The following is a 25,766-nucleotide window of genomic DNA, read 5'->3' on the forward strand; positions in this document are numbered from 1 at the left end:
TATTATAGGCATTTCAGACGCCTTTGCAAGATCTTTTTGTAAAAAAATGTAAATTTTTTATTGGTTGAAGATCTTTTCGCCTATTCGCACAAAAAATAGATCATTTTTGTTACTTAATTAATCGTTTTGCTATTCTTGGCAAATCTGCAATGGAGTCTAAAACATAATCTGCGAGATTCTCTCCCTCTTCTGTAATGGGTTTACCTGTTCGCACTAAAATATTTGTTTTCACTTTTGCGCCAATACCTGCTTTAAGATCTTCAATCTTATCGCCAACCATAATAGATTGTGCAGGATCGATTTTCAGCGCTTTAATCGCCTCTAATAACATACCTGATTTTGGTTTTCTACATGCACAGTCGTCTTTATATTCGCCTTTCCCTTCTGGATGATGAGGACAATAATAGATGCCATCTAAATCTACTCCACGATCAGCTAATGACCAATCCATCCATTCAGTAAGTTGCAAAAACTGATCTTCTGAAAAATACCCACGTGCGATACCCGATTGATTAGTCACTAAAACCAAAAGATATCCCATTTCTTTTAATGCTTTTAATGCATCAATACTGCCTTCTATAAATTGGAAATCATCAATTTTATGGACATAACCATGGTCAATGTTTAAAGTGCCATCACGATCTAAAAAAACAGCTTTCTTCATATATTTTCTCATTTATCTTTTTCTTAAGACAAAATTATCCCTTTTATCCTTAATATAAGCAATAATAAGTCATAACCGATCTGTCTAAAAAAGATCCCTTAAGATATTGACACAGCATTCTAGACGTCTAGAATACAAATAAAATTCAAATATTAACTGAGAACAAGGGCTTATATGATTAAGCTAAATAACATTACGAAGATTTTTACACTTCCAGATAAAAAACTGACCGCACTTGATAATGTTTCATTACATGTACCAAAAGGTCAGATTTGCGGTGTCATTGGCGCCTCTGGTGCAGGTAAAAGTACACTTATCCGTTGTGTAAACCTATTAGAAAGACCAACTCATGGTGCTGTTGTCATCAATAATGTAGATCTAACTCAGCTTTCTGACGCTGAATTAGTGAAAACACGCCGCCAAATCGGCATGATTTTCCAGCATTTTAATTTGTTGACCTCTCGAACCGTTTTTGAAAACGTAGCGTTACCACTTGAATTAGAAAATAAATCGAAAGCAGAAATTCAAGAAAAAACGACCGCACTTTTAGCGCTTGTAGGATTAAGTGATAAACATAATGTATATCCTGCTAATCTCTCTGGTGGTCAAAAACAACGTGTAGCTATTGCGCGTGCACTTGCAAGCGATCCAAAAGTCTTACTTTGTGATGAAGCCACCAGCGCATTGGATCCGGCCACAACTCAATCCATTCTAAAATTATTAAAAGAAATCAACCGCACTTTAGGTATCACCATTCTTCTTATAACCCATGAAATGGAAGTGGTTAAACGCATCTGCGATCAAGTTGCGGTAATTGATAAAGGTCGCCTCATTGAACAAGGCACGGTTAGCGAAATTTTCTCTAATCCGAAAACAGAATTGGCCCAAGAGTTTATCAGCTCAACCTTTCACATTACCTTGCCGGAAGAATATTTAGAAAATTTATCTGATACGCCAAAACATGCCAAATCGTATCCAATCATCAAATTTGAATTTACTGGTCGCTCTGTCGATGCACCATTACTTTCTCAAGCATCGAAAAAGTTTGGTGTAGAACTCAGTATCTTAACATCACAAATTGATTATGCCGGTGGTGTTAAATTTGGCTTTACCATTGCAGAAGTTGAAGGTGATGAAGATGCAATTACGCAAACCAAGGTTTATTTAATGGAAAATAATGTTCGAGTAGAGGTGCTAGGCTATGTTCAATGAGTTATTGGCAACATTTAGCCAACAATTCCCCGATAACTTCGCGAGTTTACTAACGGTATCAACCGTTGAAACAATTTATATGTCAGTATTATCGACATTAATCGCCGCTTTATTCGGTTTACCACTTGGTTTTTTAACCTTCTTAACCAATAAAGGCGCGATTTTAGAAAACAAAAAACTCAATGCGTTCTTAAACGTCATTATTAATATCGGACGTTCAATCCCTTATATTATTTTGTTACTTGCTTTAATTCCGCTTACCAGTTGGTTACTTCCTGGCGGTAGTATTGGTTCTAATGCGGCAATTGTGTCATTAAGTGCAGCGGCAACACCATTTTTTGCTCGCCTAACAAGTAATGCACTCTTTGAGATTCCAACCGGTTTGACTGAAACAGCAAAAGCCATGGGTGCAACCAATTGGCAAATTATTCGTAAATTCTATTTGCCTGAATCTTTACCAACGCTTATTAATGCTATTACACTCACCTTCGTAACATTAATTGGCTATACCGCAATGGCGGGAACGCAAGGCGGTGGCGGTTTAGGAAGTCTTGCCATTAACTATGGTGTCTATCGCAATATGCCATCGGTAACTTGGGCTGCAACGATTGTTATCGTGATTATCGTGATGCTCAGTCAAAAATTAGGCGATACGCTCGCAAAACGAGTGGATCACCGTTAATTATTTTCTATACCATTTTATTCACAACAAGGAAAAAACATGAAATTAAAAAACTTATTTGCTATCACTGCTATCGCGTCAGCATTAGTATTAACAGGTTGTAAAGAAGAGAAAAAAGCAGATGCTACATCAACTGCGCCTGCAGCAACATCAATCAAAGTTGGTGTAATGGCAGGTCCTGAGCACCAAGTAGCCGAAACCGCTGCAAAAGTGGCAAAAGATAAATACAACTTAAATGTTGAATTTGTTTTATTCAATGACTACGCATTGCCAAATACTGCTGTATCTAAAGGTGATTTAGATGCTAACGCAATGCAACACAAACCTTACTTAGATGAAGATGTAAAAGCGAAAAACTTAAACAACTTAGTGATCGTTGGTAATACCTTTGTTTACCCACTTGCTGGTTATTCTAAAACTATCAAAAATGTAAACGACTTAAAAGAAGGCGCTAAAATCGTTGTTCCAAACGATCCTTCAAACCGCGGTCGTGCATTAATTCTTCTTGAGAAACAAGGTTTAATCAAACTTAAAAATTCTAACGATCTTCTTTCAACTGTCGCAGATATCGTTGAAAATCCGAAAAACTTAAAAATTTCTGAAGTGGATACCTCTGTTGCAGCTCGTGCATTAGATGATGTTGATCTTGCGGTTGTAAATAACACTTATGCGGGTCAAGTTGGCTTAAATGCACAAGATAACGGTGTATTCGTAGAAGATAAAGATTCTCCATACGTAAACATCATCGTTGCACGTACTGACAACAAAGACAGCAAAGCGATCCAAGATTTCGTAAAAGCATACCAAACTGAAGAAGTTTACCAAGAAGCGAAAAAACACTTTAAAGATGGTGTTGTAAAAGGCTGGTAATCTTAGCTTAAACTCAATATTTTAAGGCCACCAACAAGGTGGCTTTTTATTGATGAAAAGAAAGTGCGGTCATTTTTTACAATACTTTTCCAAAAGAAAAATTCATTAAAAACTGACCGCACTTTCTTTATTGATATAATAAAAAACCCGAGCCTAAACTCGGGTTTTCTTTTTATCGATTAGCGATTACTCTGCATCATCTGCCATATTAAGCATTTCTGCCAAGTTAGTTGTTGCATCATCTGCTGTCATCACGAATTCATCAGCAATTGCTGCTTCATCGTCTTCAGACAATTTAATCACAACATCGTCTACAATACGTTTTTTGTGACGACCTTGGTGATACGCAAAACCAGTACCTGCAGGGATTAAACGACCTACGATTACGTTCTCTTTCAAGCCGCGTAATTCATCACGTTTACCCGCCACTGCTGCTTCAGTAAGCACGCGAGTGGTTTCTTGGAACGATGCCGCAGAAATGAAGGATTCTGTCGCCAATGACGCTTTGGTAATACCAAGTAATTCACGTTCGAATTCAACTGGTGGTTTACCTTCCGCTTCACGTTTACGGTTCACAATTTTCACGCGAGCCACTTCAACTTGTTCCCCTTCAAGGAATTCGCTGTCATAAGCTTTCGTGATGACTGCTTTACGTAGCATTTGACGTACGATAACTTCGATGTGCTTATCGTTAATTTTTACCCCTTGTAAGCGGTAAACTTCTTGCACTTCGTTCACGATATATTCAGTTACAGCACGAACACCACGTAAACGTAAGATATCGTGTGGTGTCTCTGCACCATCAGAAATCACGTCACCACGTTCTACCATCTCACCTTCAAATACGTTGAGCTGACGCCATTTTGGAATCATTTCTTCGTAGATTTCACCTTCAGTTGGGGTGATTAGCAAACGACGTTTACCTTTGGTTTCTTTACCGAAGGACACGATACCTGAAATTTCTGCCAAGATAGCAGGCTCTTTCGGTTTACGAGCTTCGAATAAATCAGCAACTCGTGGAAGACCACCGGTAATATCTTTAGTACCTACAGATTCTTGTGGAATACGTGCAAGTGGTTCACCCACTTTCACTTCCGCACCGTCATCTAAACTTACGATTGCTTTACCTGGTAAGAAGTATTGTGCAATAACGTCAGTTTCAGGTAAGAAGATATCGTTACCTTTTGCATCAACTAATTTGATGGTTGGACGTAAATCTTTACCTGCTGTTGCACGCTCACCCACGTCTTGTACGACGATAGAAGAAAGACCAGTTAATTCATCCGTTTGACGAGTTACAGTTAAACCGTCCACGATATCGATGAATTTCACAAAACCTGATACTTCAGATACCACTGGCATGGTATGTGGATCCCAGTTTGCCACAGTTTCACCCGCTGATACTTCTTGACCATCTGCTTTATTCAACACTGTACCGTAAGGCACTTTATAGTGTTCTTTCGTACGACCAAATTCATCTGTAACGGTTAATTCAGTATTACGAGAAGTTAAAACTAATTTACCTTCGTCATTAACAACGAATTTCGCGTTAGCAAGGTGTAAAGTACCGTTGTTTTTGATTTGTACGCTAGATTCTTTCGCTGCTGCAGAAGCTGCACCACCGATGTGGAACGTACGCATTGTTAACTGTGTACCTGGTTCACCGATAGATTGAGCAGCGATAACACCAACTGCTTCACCTTGGTTGATGAGGTGACCACGCGCTAAGTCACGACCGTAACATTTCGCACATACACCGAAGTCAGTATCACAAGTTACAACAGAACGTACTTTTACGCTGTCCACTGAGTTTGCATCTAACACATCACAAAGTTTTTCATCTAATAAAGTGTTACGTGCAATTAAGACTTCTTCTGTACCTGGTTTATACACATCTTCAGCTACAACACGACCTAGCACTAATTCGCGAAGTGGAACTTTCTCATCACCACCTTCAATTAATGGAGTCATGACTAAGCCTTCGTGCGTACCACAGTCATCTTCAACGATCACTAAGTCTTGTGCTACGTCAACTAAACGACGAGTTAAGTAACCAGAGTTTGCTGTTTTTAATGCGGTATCCGCTAAACCTTTACGCGCACCGTGGGTTGAAATAAAGTACTGAAGTACGTTCAAACCTTCACGGAAGTTCGCTGTAATTGGGGTTTCGATGATCGAGCCATCTGGACGAGCCATCAAACCACGCATACCTGCTAACTGACGAATCTGAGCTGCAGAACCACGCGCACCAGAGTCAGCCATCATAAAAATACTGTTGAAAGAAGCTTGTTTCTCAGGATTACCTTCACGGTTGATGACTTCTTCCTGAGATAAGTTTTCCATCATCGCTTTAGCTACGCGCTCATTCGCCGCAGCCCAAATATCGATGACTTTGTTATAACGTTCTCCTGCTGTTACAAGACCAGATTGGAACTGCTCTTGAATTTCTGCCACCTCTTCTTCCGCTGCAGAAATAATTTCGTATTTTTTCTCTGGGATAACCATATCGTCGATACCCACAGAAGAACCTGAACGTGCAGCATAAGCAAAACCGGTATACATAATATGGTCAGCAAACATTACCGCTTCTTTCAAACCTAAACGACGATACGCTTCGTTGATGAGTTTAGAAATTGCCTTTTTACCTAATGTTTGGTTGAACAATGAATAAGGCATGCCTTTCGGCGCGATCATCCATAAGATTGCACGACCGATAGTGGTATCGGTTAATGTGGTTTTCTCTTCTAATTCGCCAGCTTCATTTTTCACATATTCAGTAATACGTACTTTAACACGAGAATGTAACTCCGCTTCACCTGTGCGATACGCTTTTTCAGCTTCGCGCGGATCTTGCAATAACATGCCTTCGCCTTTACCGTTTACTTTTTCACGGGTCATATAGTAAAGACCCAACACCACGTCTTGTGATGGAACGATAATAGGATCACCGTTTGCTGGTGAAAGTACGTTGTTGGTTGACATCATTAACGCACGTGCTTCTAACTGTGCTTCAAGTGTTAATGGTACGTGAACCGCCATTTGGTCACCATCGAAGTCCGCGTTGAACGCCGCACAAACAAGTGGGTGTAACTGGATTGCTTTACCTTCGATTAGAAGTGGTTCAAACGCTTGGATACCTAAACGGTGAAGTGTTGGCGCACGGTTCAATAGAATTGGGTGCTCACGAATAACTTCTGCCAAGATATCCCAAACGATCGCGTCTTCACGCTCAACCATTTTCTTAGCCGCTTTAATTGTGGTTGCATAACCACGGCTTTCTAATTTTGCATAGATAAACGGACGGAATAATTCCAATGCCATTTTCTTCGGTAAACCACATTGGTGTAAGTGCAAGTATGGACCTACAGTGATTACAGAACGGCCTGAATAGTCAACACGTTTACCTAATAAGTTTTGACGGAAACGACCTTGTTTACCTTTGATCATATCCGCAAGTGATTTTAATGGACGACGGTTAGAACCCGTAATCGCACGACCACGACGACCATTATCTAATAACGCATCAACAGATTCTTGTAACATACGTTTTTCGTTGCGCACGATAATATCTGGTGCGATTAAATCTAATAAACGTTTTAAACGGTTGTTACGGTTGATCACGCGACGATATAAATCGTTCAAGTCAGACGTTGCAAAACGACCACCATCTAATGGTACTAATGGACGTAAATCTGGTGGAAGTACTGGTAATACAGTCATCACCATCCACTCTGGTTTATTACCAGACTGTTGGAAAGCTTCTAATAATTTTAAGCGTTTAGTGATTTTCTTACGTTTTGTTTCAGAGTTAGTTTCTTGTAACTCTTCACGTAATTTTTCACATTCCACTTCAAGATCAATACCTTTAAGTAAATCTTGAATTGCTTCAGCACCCATTTTCGCTTCGAATTCATCTTGCCAACGGTCTTCTGCATCAAGGAATTGTTCTTCAGTTAATAACTGTCCACGTTCCAAATCGGTCATGCCCGGTTCGGTCACGATGTACATTTCAAAATAAAGCACACGTTCAATATCACGTAACGGCATATCAAGTAATAAACCGATACGGGACGGAAGTGATTTTAAGAACCAAATGTGTGCAACTGGACAAGCCAATTCAATGTGGCCCATACGCTCACGACGTACTTTAGTTTGTGTTACTTCAACACCACATTTTTCACAAATCACACCACGGTGTTTTAAGCGTTTATATTTACCACATAAACATTCGTAATCTTTTACAGGCCCGAAAATACGTGCACAGAAAAGACCGTCACGCTCAGGTTTGAACGTACGATAGTTGATTGTTTCAGGTTTTTTAACTTCACCAAATGACCAAGAACGGATCATGTCTGGAGAAGCTAACCCAATTTTAATCACATCAAAATCTTCACTCGTTTTTGATTGTGCTTTTAAAAACTTAACTAAGTCTTTCACAAATAGTCTCCTGTCGGAGTTAAGGGTTTCAAAGTGCGGTCAAAAATATTTTATTTTTTAACCGCACTTCGGCGATTTCTTCCTTTTGCTTCCCCTGCGTACAGGGGAAGACCGGTTTGTCGATTACTCTTCGTCTAGCTCGATATTCAAACCAAGTGAACGGATTTCTTTCATAATTACGTTGAAAGATTCCGGTGTACCCGGATCCATTTGTTGGTTGCCACCGACGATGTTTTTATACATCTTCGTACGGCCGTTCACGTCATCGGATTTCACAGTTAACATTTCTTGTAAGGTATAAGCCGCACCGTATGCTTCAAGTGCCCATACCTCCATCTCACCGAAACGTTGACCACCGAATTGTGCTTTACCACCAAGTGGCTGTTGAGTAACAAGACTATAAGAACCCGTTGAACGAGCATGCATTTTGTCATCAACTAAGTGGTTCAATTTGAGCATGTACATATAACCTACGGTTACTGGACGCTCGAATTTCTCACCCGTACGGCCATCGTATAACGTAATCTGACCTGAAGTTGGTAAGCCACCGAGTTTCAACATTTCTTTGATTTCTTGCTCAGCAGCACCATCAAACACAGGTGTTGCTACCGGTAAACCTTTACGTAGGTTTTCCGCTAAACGCATGATTTCGTCATCGCTAAAGGTGCTTAAATCAACTTTTTGTGCGCCATGACCTAAATCGTATGCTTTTTGCATATAGCCACGAAGTTTCTCAACATCTTGTTTTTGTTTGATCATCGCATTGATTTGATCACCGATACCTTTCGCCGCTAAGCCTAAGTGGGTTTCTAAGATCTGACCGATGTTCATACGAGACGGTACGCCCAGTGGGTTCAATACGATTTCAACCGGTTGACCGTTTTCATCGTATGGCATATCTTCCACAGGGTTGATTTTTGAGATAACACCTTTGTTACCGTGACGACCCGCCATTTTATCACCTGGTTGGATGTGACGTTTCACCGCAAGGTAAACTTTAACCACTTTTAACACGCCTGGTGCAAGGTCATCGCCTTTAATGATTTTCTTACGTTTTACTTCAAGTTTGTGTTCAAACTCTTTACGTAATTCTTCATATTGCTCAGCAAGCTGTTCTAATTGGTTTTGTTTTTCTTCATCTGAAATGGTTTGTTCTAACCATTTAGTGCGATCCATTTTATCTAATTGAGCCGCATCAATACCGCCAGCAATAAGTACATTACGTACACGAGCAAACAAGCCAGCTTCTAAGATTTCTAATTCATCAGAAAGGTCTTTCTTAGCTTGTTTTAACTGCATTTCTTCAATTTCTAATGCACGTTTGTCTTTTTCTACGCCATCACGGGTGAAGACTTGAACGTCAATTACTGTACCGCTTACGCTGTTTGGTACACGTAATGAAGAGTCTTTCACATCAGATGCTTTTTCACCGAAGATTGCACGTAACAATTTTTCTTCTGGTGTTAATTGAGTTTCGCCTTTAGGGGTGACTTTACCGACTAAGATGTCACCACCTTTCACTTCAGCACCCACATAAACGATACCTGATTCATCCAATTTGCTTAATGCAGATTCACCTACGTTTGGAATATCCGCAGTGATTTCTTCAGAACCTAATTTAGTATCACGCGCCACACAAGATAATTCTTGAATGTGGATTGTTGTGAAACGGTCTTGTTGTACAACACGCTCAGAAACTAACATTGAGTCTTCGAAGTTATAACCGTTCCAAGGCATGAATGCCACGCGGATATTTTGACCTAATGCTAATTCACCTAAGTCTGTTGAAGGACCATCTGCTAATACTTCACCACGGTTAATTGGATCGCCTAAATTCACACAAGGAATTTGGTTGATACAGGTATTTTGGTTAGAACGGGTGTATTTAATTAAGTTATAAATATCGATACCCGCTTCGCCTGCTACGGTTTCGTCTTCATTTACTTTGATAACAATACGAGACGCGTCAACATATTGAACTGTACCACCACGTTTCGCTACAACCGCCACACCTGAGTCTAGTGCGATTGGTTTTTCCATACCTGTACCCACTAACGGCTTATCAGCACGTAAAGTAGGAACTGCTTGACGTTGCATGTTCGCACCCATTAAGGCACGGTTCGCATCGTCATGCTCTAAGAATGGAATTAACGCTGCAGCCACAGATACGACTTGTTGAGTTGAAACGTCCATATAGTGAATTTCTTCTGGTTTATAAAGACCAGATTCACCACGTTCACCACGTGCAGTAACGAATGCATCTGTAAAGCGATTATTCTCATCAAGGTTTGAGTTCGCCTGTGCAATGATGTAGTTTGCTTCATCAATTGCAGATAAGTATTCGATTTCTTCGGTTACTTGACCATCAACCACTTTACGATATGGAGTTTCTAAGAAACCGTAATCGTTAGTACGAGCAAACGCAGAAAGTGAGTTGATCAAACCGATGTTTGGACCTTCAGGGGTTTCGATTGGACATAAACGACCATAGTGGGTGTTATGTACGTCACGTACCTCAAAGCCTGCGCGTTCACGCGTTAAACCGCCTGGACCTAATGCAGAAATACGACGTTTGTGTGTCACTTCTGATAATGGGTTGTTTTGGTCCATGAATTGCGAAAGTTGTGAAGAACCAAAGAATTCTTTCACTGCCGCAGAAATTGGTTTTGGATTAATTAAGTCTTGTGGCGTGATCGCATCTAAATCGCCTAAAGATAAACGCTCTTTAACTGCTCTTTCTACACGAACTAAACCAATACGGAATTGGTTTTCTGCCATTTCACCCACAGAACGAATACGACGGTTACCCAAGTGGTCGATATCATCCACTTCACCACGACCATTACGGATATCGATGAGTTTTTTCATCACACGAATGATATCGTCGTTACTTAAAATACCCGTACCCTCGCCTTCAGGAATACCTAACGAGCGATTAAACTTCATACGACCTACTGCAGATAAATCATAACGTTCTGCAGAGAAGAATAAGTTATTGAATAATGCTTCTGAAGATTCTGGTGTAGGTGGTTCACCTGGACGCATCATACGATAGATTTCATATAATGCACTTACACGATCGTAAGTTGGATCAACACGTAATGTTTCAGAGATATATGGACCGTAATCTAAGTCATTGGTGAATAATGTTTCGATCACTTTATAGCCTGCTTGCGATAATTTCGCTAACACTTCTAAAGAAATCTCGCCATTTGCTGGGCAAATGATTTCACCTGATTCAAGATCTACATAATCTTTCGCTGCAACTTTACCTGCGATATATTCAGTTGGCACTTCAACTTGGGTCACATTATCTTTTTCTAATGCTTTGATGTGACGAGCTGTAATACGACGACCGCGTTCTACATAGACTTTGCCATTTGCTTCAATATCAAATGTTGCCGTTTCACCACGTAGACGTTCTGGCACTAATGTCATGAGTAATTTATTGCCAGCGATTTCGAAAGTTACTTTGTCGAAGAATAAGTTTAAGATTTCTTCAACGGTGTAACCTAACGCACGCAAAATAATGGTTGCCGGTAATTTACGGCGGCGGTCAATACGCGCATATAAGTTATCTTTTGGATCAAATTCGAAATCTAACCAAGAACCACGGTAAGGGATAATGCGTGCGTTATAAAGCACTTTACCTGAAGAGTGTGTTTTACCTTTGTCAGAATCAAAGAATACGCCCGGGCTACGGTGTAATTGTGAAACGATAACACGCTCAGTACCATTGATAACAAAGGTACCGTTGTCAGTCATTAATGGGATTTCACCCATATATACTTCGCTTTCTTTAATGTCTTTGACTGCGCGTGATGAAGATTCTTTATCGTAGCTAACTAAACGTAATTTTACGCGTAAACCTGCCGCATAAGTTGAACCGCGAATTTGGCATTCACGTACATCAAATTCTGGCTCTTCTAAACGGTAATCAACATATTGTAATTCTGTATAACCGTTATTGCTTACGATTGGGAAAACAGAACGGAATGCAGCTTCTAAGCCTTGTTGACCTTCAGGATCTTTTTGAATGAATTTATCAAAAGAATCTAATTGGATGGTTAATAAATAAGGTACATTTAAAACTTGCGGACGTTTGCCGAAGTCTTTACGAATTCGTTTTTTCTCAGTATAGGAGTAACCCATTATTGGTTTTCCTCTGTAAATTTTAGTGAGACCGAGTTGATATAAAAAAGTGCGGTCAAATTGATTGACGCTTTTATTTATATCGGAGATTGACGCCGTTTCGGATACCGCACTCTGAACCTTACTTCTGTAGTGGGCTACTTAAATTAAAACGTCTGATTAATTTAAGTGGAAACAGATACCATTAAACGGAAAATGCCTATCTGTTTTTTGTGCTGTTTTTGATAGCACAAAATGGCTGATGGTAAACCACCAGCCATTAAGCCTGAGAAACAGGACATAAGTAAATCAAAAATTATTTGATTTCTACTTTTGCACCAGCTTCTTCTAATTCTTTCTTAAGTGCTTCAGCTTCTTCTTTAGAAATGCCTTCTTTTAAGTTAGCTGGAGCAGATTCAACTAAGTCTTTAGCTTCTTTTAAGCCTAAACCAGTTGCACCACGTACTGCTTTGATAACTGCTACTTTGTTAGCACCAGCTTCAGCAAGAACTACGTCGAATTCAGTTTTTTCTTCTGCCGCTGCTGCTGCGCCGCCAGCTGCTGGAGCTGCTGCTACTGCTGCTGCAGAAACGCCGAATTTTTCTTCCATCGCTGCGATTAATTCAACGATTTCAGTTACAGATTTAGAAGCAATCGCTTCAATGATTTGTTCGTTAGTTAATGACATAACAATCAATTCCTAAAATTAATAAAGTTAAATGAAGTAAGAAACGCTTAATGATTAAGCTGCTTCTTGTAATTTGTCGCGTAATGCCGCAAAAGTGCGAACAAGTTTGCCTGCCGCAGCTTCTTTCATTGTGCCCATTAAACGTGCAATTGCTTCTTCGTAAGTTGGTAATGTTGCTAAGAATTCAACATCTTGGATCTTACCTTCAAAGGCTGCACCTTTAATTTCAAACTTATCGTTTGCTTTAGCAAAATCTTTGAACAAACGTGCTGCTGCACCTGGGTGTTCATTAGAGAATGCGATAAGTGTTGGACCTACAAACGTATCTTGTAAGCATTCGAAATCAGTGCCTTCAACCGCACGACGTAATAAAGTATTACGAACAACGCGCATTGTTACACCAGCTTCACGAGCTGCTTTACGTAATTCAGTCATTTTATCAACAGTTACACCGCGAGAATCCGCGATTACTGCTGAAAGTGCACCTTTGGCTGCTTCATTTACTTCAGCAACAATTGCTTGTTTGTCTTGAAGATTTAATGCCATTGGCTTTTAGCTCCTGAATACACTCCGATTTCTCGGAATTAATTTACCTCATCGAAAGAGTTATCTTTCAGACTAGGACGACTTCGGTGCCCAGAAGCAAGAAATATTCTTATTCTGTTCACCATCTACGTAGGATTATTAAGACGATTATTGCTAACCATTCCCTACGGTCTTGGACGGGGCTTGAATAGGTCAAGCACCAACCAGAAATTTTACGCTAAGCGTAATTTAGGAGCGAGATTATAGTGATTAATCTCGCTCTTGTAAAGTCTATTGTAGAAAAAATCTGCAGATTTTAACCGCACTTTTCGATTATTTTCTTACCGCAATTGCTTCGATTTCCACACCTACATCTTTTGGTAATCGAGCCACTTCAACACAAGAACGTGCAGGGAAGTTAGGATGATTATTTTCTTTAAAGAACTTCTCGTACTCTGCATTTACTGCAGCAAAATCATTCAGATCTTTCACAAACACAGTAGTTTTCACAATATCACCCACGGTCAAACCCGCTTGTTCAATAATCGCCTTCACATTCTCTAAAGATTGACGCGCTTGTGCCACAATATCTTTCGGCACTTCACCATTCGCCGGATTAACGGGAATTTGTCCCGATGTTAAAACTAAATTACCTAAATCTACCGCTTGAACATAAGGGCCGATTGCTGCCGGGGCTTTTTCTGTATGAATGATTTTAGTCATGATATTCTCCTTTAATCTTGACGTATAAACACGCTTGCTATCCTAACATATAAGCGTCTTAGTCACTTATATGAGTATTCTTAATCAATCTCTTTTAATACATCATCAGAGAGTTCTTTCTGTGAACCTTCTTTCACTTTACCATCATTTACTTTAAATTCTAAATTCTGATAATAAGCTTCGCGGAAGGTGACATAAGGATCTTGTGCTTGATTGAGCAACTCGGTTTGGTCCAATGTTTTCGAGCGTTTATCTACCGCTTGCACACCGTATTTCACAAGTGACCACGGACCACCTACCCAATTCCAGAACGGATAGGTATAAGCTGCATCAACTACTGCCCCCGTTAATTGACGAGGTGTCGTCGCATTATAGATAGGCAATACAATATAGGCTCCCGCATCTACACCGTAGGTGCCCAATGTTTCACCAAAGCTACGTTGATCATAAACTTGTAATTCCTTGCTTGAACTTGCAAAGTCAAATAAACCACCGATACCAAAGGTTGAGTTAATCCAAAAACGGTTGAAGTGAACAAAAGCTTTTTTCGGCTCACCTTCTAATAAACGGTTTACAAAGCTCACTGGCTCATCCAAGTTGTTTGCCACATTGGATAAACCTTTTGTGACCGGTGTCGGCACGTAATCACGCCAGCCTTTTGCTGCTGGTTCCAACACATAGCGATCTATGACTTTATAGTTAAAATCAAACATCGTACGGTTAAAACCTTCTAATTTATCATTGCGTTCACCATCAGCTTTGGTTGCACAACCTGTTAAAACAGCCGTTGCCATTAAGCCTACCGCAAGTAAAGGTGCTTTTTTCATTCCACTTTCCTATTACAAAAAATTGTCTTTATTCTAACCAACTTGAAAGATAACTACAAAAGAATTTATTTAAACCTTGAGATTGCTCTTCCTGTTAGCCATTATTGAAATCGTATTTTTTAGTTTTCAAAAAATCACCTTTGTTCCCTGCATAAACAAAAAGTGCGGTTATTTCTAACCGCACTTTCTTCTCTATCAAATTAAAGTTTTGCTGAAAGCATTGCTTCTAATTTCTCTTGGTCTACTGCAAATTTACGAATACCATCTGCTAATTTTTCTACAGCCATCGCATCACTGTTATGTTGCCAGTAGAACTCTGCTTCAGTTAACGGTTGAGGTTTCGCTTTTACTTCACCTTTGTACTCTAATTTATGCACAAGTGGAGTTGTGTTTTCTTGTAATTCTTTAAGTAAAGCAGGAGCAATAGTTAAACGGTCACAGCCTGCTAATTCAGTGATTTCACCTACATTACGGAAACTTGCGCCCATCACCACCGTTTTATAACCATATTCTTTGTAGTAGTTATAAATTTTGGTTACAGAAATTACGCCTGGGTCTTCTGCCGGAGCATATTCTTTTTTATCGGTATTTGCTTTGTACCAGTCTAAAATACGGCCTACGAATGGCGAAATTAAGTAAACACCCGCTTCAGCACAGGCACGAGCTTGTGCTTCGGAGAATAATAAGGTTAAGTTACAGTTAATCCCTTCTTTTTCAAGAATTTCTGCTGCACGGATACCTTGCCATGTTGAAGCAATTTTGATCAAGATACGATCATTTGAAATACCTGCAGCATTATAAAGTGCGATAAGTTTACGTGCTTTTTCAACGGTTGCTTGGGTATCGTAAGAAAGGCGAGCATCTACTTCTGTTGAAATGCGTCCTGGAACAATTTTTAAAATTTCTAAACCGATGTTTACCGCTAATTTATCTTCTGCATCAATTAATTGTTGCGTTTTGTCTGCACTTTGTGCTTTTGCATAAGCAACCGCTTCATCAATTAATGGGGCGTATTGTGGTAATGCTGAAGCACTTAAAATTAAAGATGGGTTTGTTGTTGCATCTTGCGGTTGGTATTTTTTGATTGCATCAATATCGCCAGTATCAGCCACAACGACGGTCATACTACGAAGTGAATCTAACTGAGTTGTCATTATATTCTCCTTGAATGGATTTGTTTGAATTCAACTGTCTTACGATAGCATAATTAGCTTTAAAAGGGTAATTCGTCTAGGAAAATATTTACGATAGGAAAAACCAATACATTCTAGATTTCTCCTCTCGTATCATCACTTTTAGCAATTTTTTTAGCGATTTATTAGACACAAATCACAAAACTCAATTTTTCTTCAAATAATTTCCTGACAAATCTTTACAAAAATGAATTTTTGAGCTAATAAGTGGAAGACTCTTTATAAAAATATCGCCTAATGACAAGGAGGCTCAAATGCAACACAAACTACTCTTCTCAGCAATCGCTCTTGCTCTTTCCTATTCTGCGCAAGCAGTTATAGTGCCTGAAGGAACACAATTAGATGAAAAACAGCATATCGTCATCAATAACGGGGCTGAACCACAAAGTTTTGACCCACAAAAAACTGAAGGTGTGCCAGAATCTGCCGTTGCTTATCAATTACTTGAAGGCTTAGTCACCTCAGACTCTGAAGGTAAACTTCAACCGGGTGTAGCTGAAAGCTGGGAAAACACACCAGACTTTAAAACTTGGACATTCCATTTACGTAAAGATGCAAAATGGTCAAATGGCGATCCCGTTACCGCGCACGATTTCGTGTTTGCTTGGCGTCGTTTAGTGGATCCTGCAACTGCTGCGCCTTATGCAAGTTACCTAAGTTATTTACAAGTTGAAAATGCGCAAGACATCATTGACGGTAAGAAAAAACCAGCTGAATTAGGGGTTGAAGCAAAAGATGGTTATACCTTTGTAGTTCATGCGACCAATCCTGTCCCTTATGCGGTCAGTTTAACGACTCACCAATCCTTATTGCCATTACCGCAAAAAGTAGTCGAAAAATTAGGTGATGCATGGGTGAAAAAAGAAAACTATGTAGGTAACGGTGCCTATAAACTGGCAAACCACATCATTAACGAAAAAATTGAATTTGAACGCAACCCACTTTATTGGAACGATAAAGAAACCGTAATCAATAGCGCTACATTCCTCGCTATTGAGAACCCAAGCACCGATGTAGCGCGTTATCGTGCAGGTGATTTAGACATGACCAATTATGGTTTACCGCCAGAACAATTCGCTAAATTACAAAAAGAATTGCCAGGCGAAGTATACATTACTCGTACCCTAGCAACTTATTCTTATGAGTTAAACAATAAGAAAGCACCTTTTGATAACGTGAATATTCGCAAAGCCTTGAACTTATCCCTTGATCGTAATGTGATCACCGATAAAGTATTGGGCCAAGGTCAAACACCAACCTATGTGTTTACCCCAACTTACATCGAAGAAGGTCATCTCATTCAACAACCTGCTTATTCAAAAGAACCGATGGCACAACGTAATGAAGAAGCCATTAAACTCTTAGAAGAAGCTGGTTACAGCAAAGCGAATCCGTTGAAATTCAGCATTCTTTACAATACCAATGAAAACCACAAAAAAGTGGCCATTGCTGCGGCATCTATGTGGAAAGCGAACACTAAAGGTTTGATTGATGTGAAATTAGAAAACCAAGAGTGGAAAACTTACATTGATAGCCGTCGTGCGGGTCGTTACGACGCGGCACGTGCAGGATGGAATGCGGATTACAACCAAGCAACAACATTCGGCAACTATTTCTTATCTAATTCGAGTAACAATACCGCGAAATATGCGAACCCAGAATACGATAAAGCCATTGCTGAATCTTACGTTGCAACGGATGCGGAAGGACGTGCAAAAGCCTACGCGAAAGCCGAAGAAATTCTTGCAAAAGATTTCGGTATCGTACCAATCTTTAACTATGTGAATCCACGCTTAGTGAAACCTTACGTAAAAGGCTATTCAGGCAAAGATCCACAAGATCACATTTACTTACGCAACCTTTATATTATTAAACATTAATTCGTTGTTCGTATTTAAGTGCGGTTAAAAATTATCGTGTTTTTTGACCGCACTTTTCGCCCATTTTGGTTGGAGTTATTATGCTCAAGTTTATTTTTAAACGGCTGTTGGAAGCCTTGCCAACGCTGTTTATTTTGATTACTTTTTCTTTCTTTTTGATGCGTCTCGCCCCTGGCAGCCCGTTCACTTCTGAACGCGCTTATCCACCAGAAGTCATGGCTAATATCGAAGCGAAGTATCATTTAAATGAACCATTACATAAACAATATTTCCTTTATTTGGAGAACCTTTCCAAAGGCGATTTTGGCCCCTCTTTCAAATATAAAGATCAATCGGTCAATGATTTAATCGCATCAGCCTTCCCTGTTTCCTTAAAATTAGGGATGGTCGCTTTCGCCTTTGCAGTGGTATTAGGTGTCACAGCGGGTACGCTTGCCGCACTCAATCAAAATAGCCGTTGGGATTATATTTTGATGAGTTTCTCAATGCTTGGCGTAATTATGCCAAGTTTCGTCTTCGCACCAGTCTTAGTACTGATTTTTGCCATTTATTTGGGGTGGTTACCCGCTGGCGGTTGGAATGGCGGTTCAGCAATGTACATTATTTTACCCGTAGCATCCTTAACTATCGCTTATGTTGCAGGGATTGCGCGTATCATGCGTGGCTCGATGATTGAAGTGCTGCACTCCAACTTTATTCGTACCGCCAAAGCTAAAGGACTTTCTACTTCGAGAATCATTTTAAAACATGCTTTACGCCCTGCTCTTTTACCCGTGATAACCTATTTAGGCCCCGCTTTCGTAGGGATTATTACCGGCTCAATGGTTATCGAAAGCGTATTTGGTTTACCTGGCATGGGATTATTATTTGTAAACGGCGCATTGAACCGCGATTATTCATTAGTTTTGAGCCTCACTATCTTAGTTGGCACATTAACCATTTTATTTAATGCGATTGTGGATATTTTATACGCCATCATCGATCCAAAAATTCGTTATTAAGGATAAGTTATGACAGATTATCGTACTCAGCCGATTAATCAGAAAAATGCGGATTTTGTGGAACACGTGGCTGACCGTATTGAAGAAATGCAACTAGAAGGCCGCAGTCTATGGCAAGATGCGAAACGCCGTTTTTTCCGCAACAAAGCGGCCGTTGCCAGTCTGATTATTCTAGCGTTTATTATTGTATTTATTACCGTAGCGCCTTGGTTCTTCCCCTTTACCTATGAAGATACCGATTGGAATATGATGAGCTCCCCACCAACAATGGAAGGCTATCACTTCTTCGGTACCGATGCCTCGGGTCGCGACTTATTGGTACGTACTGCTATCGGTGGACGTATTTCCTTATTGGTCGGTATTGCTGGTGCTTTCATTTCCGTAACTATCGGCACAATTTATGGGGCTATTTCCGGTTATGTAGGCGGTAAAACAGATATGTTGATGATGCGCTTTTTAGAGATTCTCAGCTCATTTCCATTTATGTTTTTCGTCATTTTGTTAGTGACCCTTTTTGGCCAAAACATTTTCTTAATTTTTATCGCAATCGGGGCCATTGCTTGGCTTGGCCTTGCACGTATCGTGCGTGGACAAACGCTCAGCCTAAAAAATAAAGAATTCGTCGAAGCCGCCATCGTTTGTGGCGTACCTCGTCGCCAAATCATTTTGAAACACATCATTCCAAATGTATTAGGCTTAGTAGCAGTTTATGCCTCGCTTGAAGTTCCGGGACTCATTCTATTTGAATCATTCTTAAGTTTCTTAGGCTTAGGAACTCAGGAGCCAATGAGTAGTTGGGGTGCACTCTTAAGTGATGGTGCTGCACAAATGGAAGTGTCGCCTTGGTTATTAATTTTCCCGGCATTTTTCCTTTGTCTTACCCTATTTTGTTTTAACTTTATCGGTGACGGGTTGCGTGATGCACTCGATCCGAAAGATAGATAGGAGCGAATAATGAATCCTTTATTAGATGTAAAAAATCTCTACGTTCGCTTCAAAACACCGGATGGTGTCGTCACAGCGGTGAATGATTTAAACTTCACGCTGAATGCCGGAAGCACGCTCGGTATTGTAGGTGAAAGTGGTTCAGGTAAGTCACAAACGGCCTTTGCTTTAATGGGTTTATTGGCAGCCAACGGTGAAGTGGAAGGTTCAGCCATTTTTGAAGGGAAAGAATTAGTTAATTTACCGAATGCTGAATTGAATAAAATCCGTGCCGAGCAAATTTCCATGATTTTCCAAGACCCAATGACGTCGCTAAATCCTTACATGAAAATCGGTGAACAACTCATGGAAGTACTGCAATTGCACAAAGGCTATGATAAACAAACTGCCTTTGCCGAATCCGTGAAAATGTTAGATGCAGTTAAAATGCCGGAAGCCAAAAAACGTATGGGCATGTATCCGCACGAATTTTCAGGCGGTATGCGTCAACGGGTGATGATTGCGATGGCCTTACTATGTCGCCCGAAATTACTCATTGCAGATGAACCAACCACTGCTTTAGACGTGACGGTTCAAGCACAAATCATGACCTTATTAAATGAGTTAAAACGTGAATTTAATACTGCGATTATTATGATTACCCATGATCTTGGTGTAGTGGCTGGTATCTGCGATCAAGTCATGGTGATGTATGCAGGGCGAACCATGGAATACGGCACAGCGGAACAAATTTTCTATCATCCGACTCATCCTTATTCCATTGGCTTAATGGATGCAATTCCTCGCTTAGACGGCAATGAAGAACACTTGGTAACCATTCCTGGTAATCCACCGAATTTACTGCATTTACCAAAAGGTTGTCCATTCTCACCTCGTTGCCAATTTGCTACCGAACAATGCCAAACTGCGCCAAAACTGACTACATTTAATCACGGTCAATTACGTAATTGTTGGTTACCAGCGGAGAAATTTAACCTATGACAGTCTCAAACAACAAAGAATTACTCCTTGAAGTCAATCACTTAGGCGTCAGTTTTAAAATTAAAAATGAGAAATCCCTTTTCTTCGCCAAACCGCAAACCTTAAAAGCGGTGAAGGATGTGTCTTTTAAACTTTACGCAGGTGAAACTCTCGGTGTAGTGGGTGAATCAGGTTGCGGTAAATCAACTCTTGCACGCGCTATTATCGGTTTAGTCGAAGCGAGTGAAGGGGAAATCTTGTGGCTTGGCAAAAATTTGCGAAAACAATCAGCGAAACAATGGAAAGAAACGCGTAAAGATATTCAAATGATTTTCCAAGACCCTCTCGCCTCTCTCAATCCACGAATGAATATTGGTGAAATCATTGCTGAACCATTAAAGATCTACCAACCGCACTTAAGCACCGCTGAAGTGAAAGAAAAAGTGCAAGCTATGATGTTAAAAGTTGGGCTTTTACCCAACTTGATTAACCGCTATCCGCATGAGTTTTCTGGTGGCCAATGTCAGCGTATCGGTATCGCTCGCGCGTTAATCATTGAGCCGAAAATGATCATTTGTGATGAGCCTGTTTCTGCTCTGGATGTGTCAATTCAGGCTCAAGTGGTGAATTTATTGAAATCCCTGCAAAAAGAAATGGGGCTTTCCTTAATTTTCATCGCTCATGATTTGGCGGTGGTAAAACACATTTCTGACCGCGTGTTAGTGATGTATTTAGGCAATGCTATGGAATTAGGCAGTGATGAGGAGGTATATAACAATACCAAACATCCTTATACCAAAGCCTTAATGTCTGCAGTTCCAATTCCCGATCCAAAATTGGAACGCAATAAGTCCATCGAATTACTTGAAGGTGAGCTGCCTTCGCCAATTAATCCACCGTCTGGTTGCGTGTTCCGAACTCGCTGCCTGAAAGCTGATGAAAATTGTGCGAAACAAAAACCACCTTTAACCAGCCAAAACAACAGCCATTTTGTGGCTTGTTTGAAAGTCTTATAAAACAAAAAGTGCGGTCAAAATTCACCGCACTTTTTACTTTTACAATCCTAACGTTTCTTCGATTACTTTAGCTAAATCATCTAACATCGCATAACGCTTGCGATACATGGATCGCTTTTTACTCGGCACATCATCAAGGTTTCTATCTATTTCTAAAGACAATTCCCAATAATCTTTCAACTGTCCACCTGATTCAGCAAAAATCGCATCATAATCTACAACATAATGAGAACTTTGAATAAAACGCGATTTATTTTGATATTTTTGTGGAATGCCCAATAACGTCTTAAAACCCAACGCTTTCGTCAATGCTTTCATCGTTTCCACCATCAAATAAGCAGGACGTAAACCATGGCTCGTTTTTGTGAGTTGCTTCACCATCTCTTTAGAACCTTCAAAATTGGGCCCCTGCACAACAGAAATAAGCAATGCCTCATCAAGTTTGGCAAAAGTAAGCAAATACACTAATTCATTACGTGGTTTATGCCATAACTCCAATACCCAATAGCCTTCCATTGGTTGGTGCATGGTCATCGACAATGTCATCTCAAAATCAGGAATCACGTCACCAAAACTTAATGACGTTTTATAAATGGGTGCTGAAAGTGCGGTCAATTTTTCAGGTAAAAAAAGTAGATTATCGCAGATAGCTTGGAAACGCTGTTTACTGTTAAAACGTTTATCTAAAAAACGATAAACTAACGGATAGCTATAATCTGCATGTTCATTTAATAACGTCACAAGAAAAGGATGCTGGTTAATAAATTGCTCAAATTGAGCAATTAATTCACGGGATAAAAAAGCACGAAGACGATAACGTAAACGCTTAAGCGCATAAGAACGCCCAGGTCTATCGGGATAAACGGCTTCTGCTTTTGGCCAGCGATATTGCTTCTCTTGAGATTCCATAGTTATTAATATAATTAAAGAGGCTTTAAATCACGCAAAGCGCGCATTTTCTCATAATTTCAGCAATTTTTCTATTTGTGATATGCTAGGGTCAATTGATGAAAGGAACTATTATGTCTGAAATTAAACTGAATTATCATAAAACGCATTTTCTTACGAGCGCCCCAAATATTCGTTCCATCCCAGAAGATACTGGAATTGAAATTGCTTTTGCTGGACGCTCAAATGCAGGGAAATCAACCGCACTTAATGCGTTAACCAATCAAAAAAGCTTAGCTAGAACCTCTAAAACACCTGGTCGTACACAGCTAATCAACCTTTTTGAAGTAGAGCCGAATTGTAAACTGGTGGACTTACCTGGCTATGGTTATGCTGCTGTTCCTGAGAAAATGAAAATTGAATGGCAAAAATCCCTCGGGGAATATTTACAAAAACGCGAATGTTTAGGCGGGCTGGTTGTTTTAATGGATATTCGCCATCCTTTAAAAGATCTCGACCAACAAATGATTGAATGGGCTGTTTCAGCTGACTTACCGGTTATGTTACTTTTAACTAAAGCAGATAAACTCAGTCAAAGCGCGCGTAGCAAACAAGTCAAAATGGTACGTGAAGCCATTTTACCCTTCCAAGGTGATATTCAGGTTGAGGCTTTTTCTGCACAAAACAAAATTGGCATTGATAAATTGGCTGCCAAATTAGATAGTTGGTTTGCGCCACTTTTTTCGTAATTTTTTATCAAGAAAAAGCAATTTCTGCGATCAAGATCGCAAAAAAAGCACAGAATGTATGCTTTCATTCTGTGCTTTTTTTATAGTGCGAAAATCTGATTATTTTTGACCGCACTTTAAGGAATCTGAATGTCTCTTGCCATTGTTTATAGCCGTGCATCAATGGGTGTACAAGCCCCTCTTGTTACCATTGAAGTACACTTAAGTAACGGAAAGCCTGGATTTACCTTAGTTGGTCTACCCGAAAAAACCGTAAAAGAAGCGCAAGATCGTGTCAGAAGTGCATTAATAAATGCCCAGTTCAAATATCCTGCTAAACGCATCACCGTCAATCTTGCACCGGCCGATTTACCCAAAGAAGGGGGACGATTTGATTTACCTATTGCAATCGGTATTTTAGCTGCATCAGATCAACTTGATGGCAGTCGTTTAAAACAGTTTGAATTCGTTGGCGAGCTCGCATTAACGGGTGAATTACGTGGCGTACACGGCGTGATTCCCGCCATTTTAGCGGCACAAAAAGCGAAACGAGCCCCCATTATCGCTTATCAAAATGCCAATGAAGCTTCACTTGTCTCAGAGCAAGAGACTTATTTCGCTAAAAATCTTTTGGAAGTCGTGCAATTCTTAAATAATCAAGAAAAATTACCTTTGGCCTCATTACTCGCACAAGAAAGTGCGGTCGGATTTTCAGCTAAAAATCACTTAGATTTGACCGATATTATTGGTCAGCAACATGCTAAACGAGCACTAATGATAGCTGCCGCAGGCCAGCACAACCTGCTCTTTTTAGGGCCACCTGGGACAGGTAAAACCATGTTAGCAAGTCGTCTCACTGCATTGCTCCCTGAAATGACGGATTTAGAAGCGATTGAAACCGCTTCGGTTACGAGTTTAGTACAAAATGAATTAAATTTTCATAACTGGAAACAACGTCCGTTTCGAGCGCCACATCATAGTGCCTCATTACCTGCCTTAGTAGGAGGAGGAACCATTCCAAAACCAGGCGAAATATCGCTCGCACATAACGGCGTACTTTTTCTTGATGAATTGCCTGAGTTTGAGCGTAAAGTGCTTGATGCGCTTCGCCAGCCATTAGAAAGTGGAGAAATTATTATTTCGCGTGCCAATGCGAAAATCCAGTTCCCCGCTCGCTTTCAACTCGTTGCCGCGATGAATCCAAGTCCAACGGGTCATTATACTGGAACACATAACCGAACCTCACCACAACAAGTGATGCGTTATTTAAACCGACTTTCAGGGCCATTTTTAGATCGTTTTGATTTATCTATTGAAGTCCCTCTTCTGCCACAAGGTAGCTTACAGAATACAGGGGATAGAGGCGAGACAAGCCAGCAAGTACGAGAAAAAGTGTTGAAAGTGAGAGAAATTCAACTTGCTCGAGCCGGTAAAATCAATGCGTATCTTTCAAGCAAAGAAATTGAACGGGACTGTAAATTACAAGATAAAGATGCATTATTCCTTGAGAATGCACTCAATAAGCTAGGACTTTCAGTAAGAGCCTATCATCGGATTTTAAAAGTCTCACGCACGATTGCTGATTTAAATGGCGAAAAAGAAATACAACAATCTCATTTAGCAGAAGCGCTAGGATATCGGGCCATGGATCGGTTGTTACAGAAATTGTCTGCTGCTTAAAAATAAAAGGGCGAATAATTCGCCCTTTTTTATCTTCTATTCTTAATAATAAGAATGTTCACCACGTTGGTGTTCTGTTACATCTCGTGCGCCTTTTAGTTCATTTGGGAAAAGTGCGACCAATTGTTTCTCTACACCATCTTTTAAGGTGACATCAACCATTGAACAACCGTTACAGCCACCACCAAATTGTAGAACTGCATAACCGTCATCGGTAATTTCAATTAACGTGATTTTACCGCCATGGCTGGCTAATTGTGGGTTAATTTGTGTTTGGATCACGTACTCTACGCGCTCAATTAAAGGCGCATCATCTGCAACTTTACGCATTTTTGCGTTAGGTGCTTTTAAAGTCAGTTGAGCACCGAGCTCTTCTGTTACGTAATCAATTTCTGCATCTTCTAAAAACGGTAAACTGATTTCATCTACAAATGCTGAAAAAGTATCGTATTTCATTTCAGTATCAGTCGCTTCAACTGAATTTGGCGGACAGTAAGACACGCCACATTCTGCTCCAGGTGTACCCGGATTCACAACAAAAATACGAATATTTGTACCTTCTTCTTGTGTATCTAAAAGTTTCCGAAAATGTGCTTGTGCAGCATCTGAAATAAAAATTTGTTCCATAAATACAGTCCTAATACTTGATGCAATATATCAAGAATGATACTCCTATACGGCAATTTTTTCTACATTTATTCCTATTTTTATAGATA

Annotated in this window: 20 protein-coding genes; 10 read left to right on the plus strand and 10 right to left on the minus strand. The window is 40.0% G+C overall.

What is annotated here, in order from left to right:
* Positions 1–109 precede the first annotated feature (109 nt).
* Positions 110–664 carry a D-glycero-beta-D-manno-heptose 1,7-bisphosphate 7-phosphatase gene (gene gmhB, locus QP437_RS07305; protein WP_070592493.1) on the minus strand — a complete coding sequence of 185 codons (555 nt, stop codon included), beginning with the start codon at positions 662–664 and terminating at the stop codon, positions 110–112.
* A gap of 174 nt (positions 665–838) precedes the next feature.
* Here gmhB and metN point away from each other — a divergent pair, with 174 nt between their 5' ends.
* From metN to QP437_RS07320, 3 genes are read left to right on the plus strand one after another with little or no spacing between them, the layout of a single operon-like run.
* Positions 839–1,876 (plus strand): methionine ABC transporter ATP-binding protein MetN, encoded by a 1,038-nt coding sequence (gene metN / locus QP437_RS07310; protein WP_285267430.1) that lies wholly within the window; start codon positions 839–841, stop codon positions 1,874–1,876.
* On the plus strand, positions 1,866–2,558 hold the full coding sequence (locus tag QP437_RS07315; RefSeq protein WP_197542734.1) for a methionine ABC transporter permease: 693 nt from the start codon (positions 1,866–1,868) through the stop codon (positions 2,556–2,558). The genes metN and QP437_RS07315 overlap by 11 nt, the downstream gene beginning before the upstream one ends.
* A 39-nt stretch (positions 2,559–2,597) precedes the next feature.
* Complete coding sequence (locus tag QP437_RS07320) at positions 2,598–3,428, plus strand: MetQ/NlpA family lipoprotein (protein WP_285267431.1); 831 nt, start codon at positions 2,598–2,600, stop codon at positions 3,426–3,428.
* Positions 3,429–3,614: 186 nt separating this feature from the next.
* On the opposite strand, the gene rpoC is transcribed toward QP437_RS07320, so the two are convergent.
* From rpoC to tal, 7 genes are all read right to left on the minus strand, one after another.
* Positions 3,615–7,865, minus strand: a complete 4,251-nt coding sequence (rpoC, locus tag QP437_RS07325; protein WP_070776030.1) for a DNA-directed RNA polymerase subunit beta' — start codon at positions 7,863–7,865, stop codon at positions 3,615–3,617.
* 123 nt (positions 7,866–7,988) lie between these two features.
* The gene (gene rpoB / locus QP437_RS07330) at positions 7,989–12,017 is read right to left on the minus strand and encodes a DNA-directed RNA polymerase subunit beta (protein ID WP_285267432.1); all 4,029 of its coding nucleotides are present in this window, start codon (positions 12,015–12,017) and stop codon (positions 7,989–7,991) included.
* 295 nt (positions 12,018–12,312) lie between these two features.
* On the minus strand, positions 12,313–12,684 hold the full coding sequence (gene rplL, locus QP437_RS07335) for a 50S ribosomal protein L7/L12 (protein WP_049357197.1): 372 nt from the start codon (positions 12,682–12,684) through the stop codon (positions 12,313–12,315).
* 54 nt (positions 12,685–12,738) lie between these two features.
* Positions 12,739–13,230 carry a 50S ribosomal protein L10 gene (gene rplJ / locus QP437_RS07340; protein ID WP_005694693.1) on the minus strand — a complete coding sequence of 164 codons (492 nt, stop codon included), beginning with the start codon at positions 13,228–13,230 and terminating at the stop codon, positions 12,739–12,741.
* Positions 13,231–13,542: 312 nt separating this feature from the next.
* Positions 13,543–13,932, minus strand: a complete 390-nt coding sequence (locus QP437_RS07345) for a RidA family protein (protein ID WP_054420364.1) — start codon at positions 13,930–13,932, stop codon at positions 13,543–13,545.
* Between the two features lie 80 nt (positions 13,933–14,012).
* Positions 14,013–14,759 (minus strand): VacJ family lipoprotein, encoded by a 747-nt coding sequence (locus QP437_RS07350; RefSeq protein ID WP_285267433.1) that lies wholly within the window; start codon positions 14,757–14,759, stop codon positions 14,013–14,015.
* Between the two features lie 200 nt (positions 14,760–14,959).
* Entirely contained in the window at positions 14,960–15,913 is a 954-nt protein-coding gene (gene tal, locus QP437_RS07355) for a transaldolase (protein WP_285267434.1), read from the minus strand.
* Positions 15,914–16,206: 293 nt separating this feature from the next.
* Between tal and QP437_RS07360 the strand changes: the two genes are divergently transcribed.
* The 5 genes from QP437_RS07360 (at position 16,207) to oppF (ending at position 21,754) form a co-directional block, all read left to right on the plus strand.
* Positions 16,207–17,832 carry an ABC transporter substrate-binding protein gene (locus tag QP437_RS07360; protein ID WP_285267435.1) on the plus strand — a complete coding sequence of 542 codons (1,626 nt, stop codon included), beginning with the start codon at positions 16,207–16,209 and terminating at the stop codon, positions 17,830–17,832.
* A gap of 80 nt (positions 17,833–17,912) precedes the next feature.
* Complete coding sequence (gene oppB / locus QP437_RS07365; protein WP_005700169.1) at positions 17,913–18,833, plus strand: oligopeptide ABC transporter permease OppB; 921 nt, start codon at positions 17,913–17,915, stop codon at positions 18,831–18,833.
* Positions 18,834–18,842: 9 nt separating this feature from the next.
* The gene (gene oppC / locus QP437_RS07370) at positions 18,843–19,778 is read left to right on the plus strand and encodes an oligopeptide ABC transporter permease OppC (protein ID WP_285267436.1); all 936 of its coding nucleotides are present in this window, start codon (positions 18,843–18,845) and stop codon (positions 19,776–19,778) included.
* Positions 19,779–19,787: 9 nt separating this feature from the next.
* Positions 19,788–20,759: an ABC transporter ATP-binding protein gene (locus QP437_RS07375; protein ID WP_128786786.1), complete on the plus strand. Its 972-nt coding sequence runs from the start codon at positions 19,788–19,790 to the stop codon at positions 20,757–20,759.
* Complete coding sequence (gene oppF, locus QP437_RS07380) at positions 20,756–21,754, plus strand: murein tripeptide/oligopeptide ABC transporter ATP binding protein OppF (protein WP_285267437.1); 999 nt, start codon at positions 20,756–20,758, stop codon at positions 21,752–21,754. The genes QP437_RS07375 and oppF overlap by 4 nt, the downstream gene beginning before the upstream one ends.
* A gap of 39 nt (positions 21,755–21,793) precedes the next feature.
* Here the strand turns inward: oppF and QP437_RS07385 are convergent, their stop codons facing one another.
* Entirely contained in the window at positions 21,794–22,663 is an 870-nt protein-coding gene (locus tag QP437_RS07385; protein ID WP_285267438.1) for a DUF535 family protein, read from the minus strand.
* A gap of 113 nt (positions 22,664–22,776) precedes the next feature.
* On the opposite strand from QP437_RS07385, the gene yihA reads away from it, so the two are divergent.
* Positions 22,777–23,391: a ribosome biogenesis GTP-binding protein YihA/YsxC gene (gene yihA / locus QP437_RS07390; protein WP_065243638.1), complete on the plus strand. Its 615-nt coding sequence runs from the start codon at positions 22,777–22,779 to the stop codon at positions 23,389–23,391.
* Between the two features lie 129 nt (positions 23,392–23,520).
* Entirely contained in the window at positions 23,521–25,050 is a 1,530-nt protein-coding gene (locus tag QP437_RS07395; RefSeq protein WP_285267439.1) for a YifB family Mg chelatase-like AAA ATPase, read from the plus strand.
* Between the two features lie 42 nt (positions 25,051–25,092).
* Here QP437_RS07395 and nfuA read toward each other — a convergent pair whose 3' ends face one another.
* Complete coding sequence (nfuA, locus tag QP437_RS07400) at positions 25,093–25,677, minus strand: Fe-S biogenesis protein NfuA (RefSeq protein ID WP_014064659.1); 585 nt, start codon at positions 25,675–25,677, stop codon at positions 25,093–25,095.
* Positions 25,678–25,766 lie beyond the last annotated feature (89 nt).

The sequence above is a fragment of the Haemophilus sp. UMB1048 genome (assembly GCF_030218125.1).
Lineage (GTDB): Bacteria > Pseudomonadota > Gammaproteobacteria > Enterobacterales > Pasteurellaceae > Haemophilus_D.

Excerpts from the sequence above, each read along its gene's own strand:
- gmhB (WP_070592493.1), bottom strand. The coding sequence starts at position 664 with ATGAAGAAAGCTGTTTTTTTAGATCGTGATGGCACTTTAAACATTGAC.
- metN (WP_285267430.1), top strand. The coding sequence starts at position 839 with ATGATTAAGCTAAATAACATTACGAAGATTTTTACACTTCCAGATAAA.
- QP437_RS07315 (WP_197542734.1), top strand. The coding sequence starts at position 1,866 with ATGTTCAATGAGTTATTGGCAACATTTAGCCAACAATTCCCCGATAAC.
- QP437_RS07320 (WP_285267431.1), top strand. The coding sequence starts at position 2,598 with ATGAAATTAAAAAACTTATTTGCTATCACTGCTATCGCGTCAGCATTA.
- rpoB (WP_285267432.1), bottom strand. The coding sequence starts at position 12,017 with ATGGGTTACTCCTATACTGAGAAAAAACGAATTCGTAAAGACTTCGGC.
- rplL (WP_049357197.1), bottom strand. The coding sequence starts at position 12,684 with ATGTCATTAACTAACGAACAAATCATTGAAGCGATTGCTTCTAAATCT.
- rplJ (WP_005694693.1), bottom strand. The coding sequence starts at position 13,230 with ATGGCATTAAATCTTCAAGACAAACAAGCAATTGTTGCTGAAGTAAAT.
- QP437_RS07345 (WP_054420364.1), bottom strand. The coding sequence starts at position 13,932 with ATGACTAAAATCATTCATACAGAAAAAGCCCCGGCAGCAATCGGCCCT.
- QP437_RS07350 (WP_285267433.1), bottom strand. The coding sequence starts at position 14,759 with ATGAAAAAAGCACCTTTACTTGCGGTAGGCTTAATGGCAACGGCTGTT.
- tal (WP_285267434.1), bottom strand. The coding sequence starts at position 15,913 with ATGACAACTCAGTTAGATTCACTTCGTAGTATGACCGTCGTTGTGGCT.
- QP437_RS07360 (WP_285267435.1), top strand. The coding sequence starts at position 16,207 with ATGCAACACAAACTACTCTTCTCAGCAATCGCTCTTGCTCTTTCCTAT.
- oppB (WP_005700169.1), top strand. The coding sequence starts at position 17,913 with ATGCTCAAGTTTATTTTTAAACGGCTGTTGGAAGCCTTGCCAACGCTG.
- oppC (WP_285267436.1), top strand. The coding sequence starts at position 18,843 with ATGACAGATTATCGTACTCAGCCGATTAATCAGAAAAATGCGGATTTT.
- QP437_RS07375 (WP_128786786.1), top strand. The coding sequence starts at position 19,788 with ATGAATCCTTTATTAGATGTAAAAAATCTCTACGTTCGCTTCAAAACA.
- oppF (WP_285267437.1), top strand. The coding sequence starts at position 20,756 with ATGACAGTCTCAAACAACAAAGAATTACTCCTTGAAGTCAATCACTTA.
- QP437_RS07385 (WP_285267438.1), bottom strand. The coding sequence starts at position 22,663 with ATGGAATCTCAAGAGAAGCAATATCGCTGGCCAAAAGCAGAAGCCGTT.
- yihA (WP_065243638.1), top strand. The coding sequence starts at position 22,777 with ATGTCTGAAATTAAACTGAATTATCATAAAACGCATTTTCTTACGAGC.
- QP437_RS07395 (WP_285267439.1), top strand. The coding sequence starts at position 23,521 with ATGTCTCTTGCCATTGTTTATAGCCGTGCATCAATGGGTGTACAAGCC.
- nfuA (WP_014064659.1), bottom strand. The coding sequence starts at position 25,677 with ATGGAACAAATTTTTATTTCAGATGCTGCACAAGCACATTTTCGGAAA.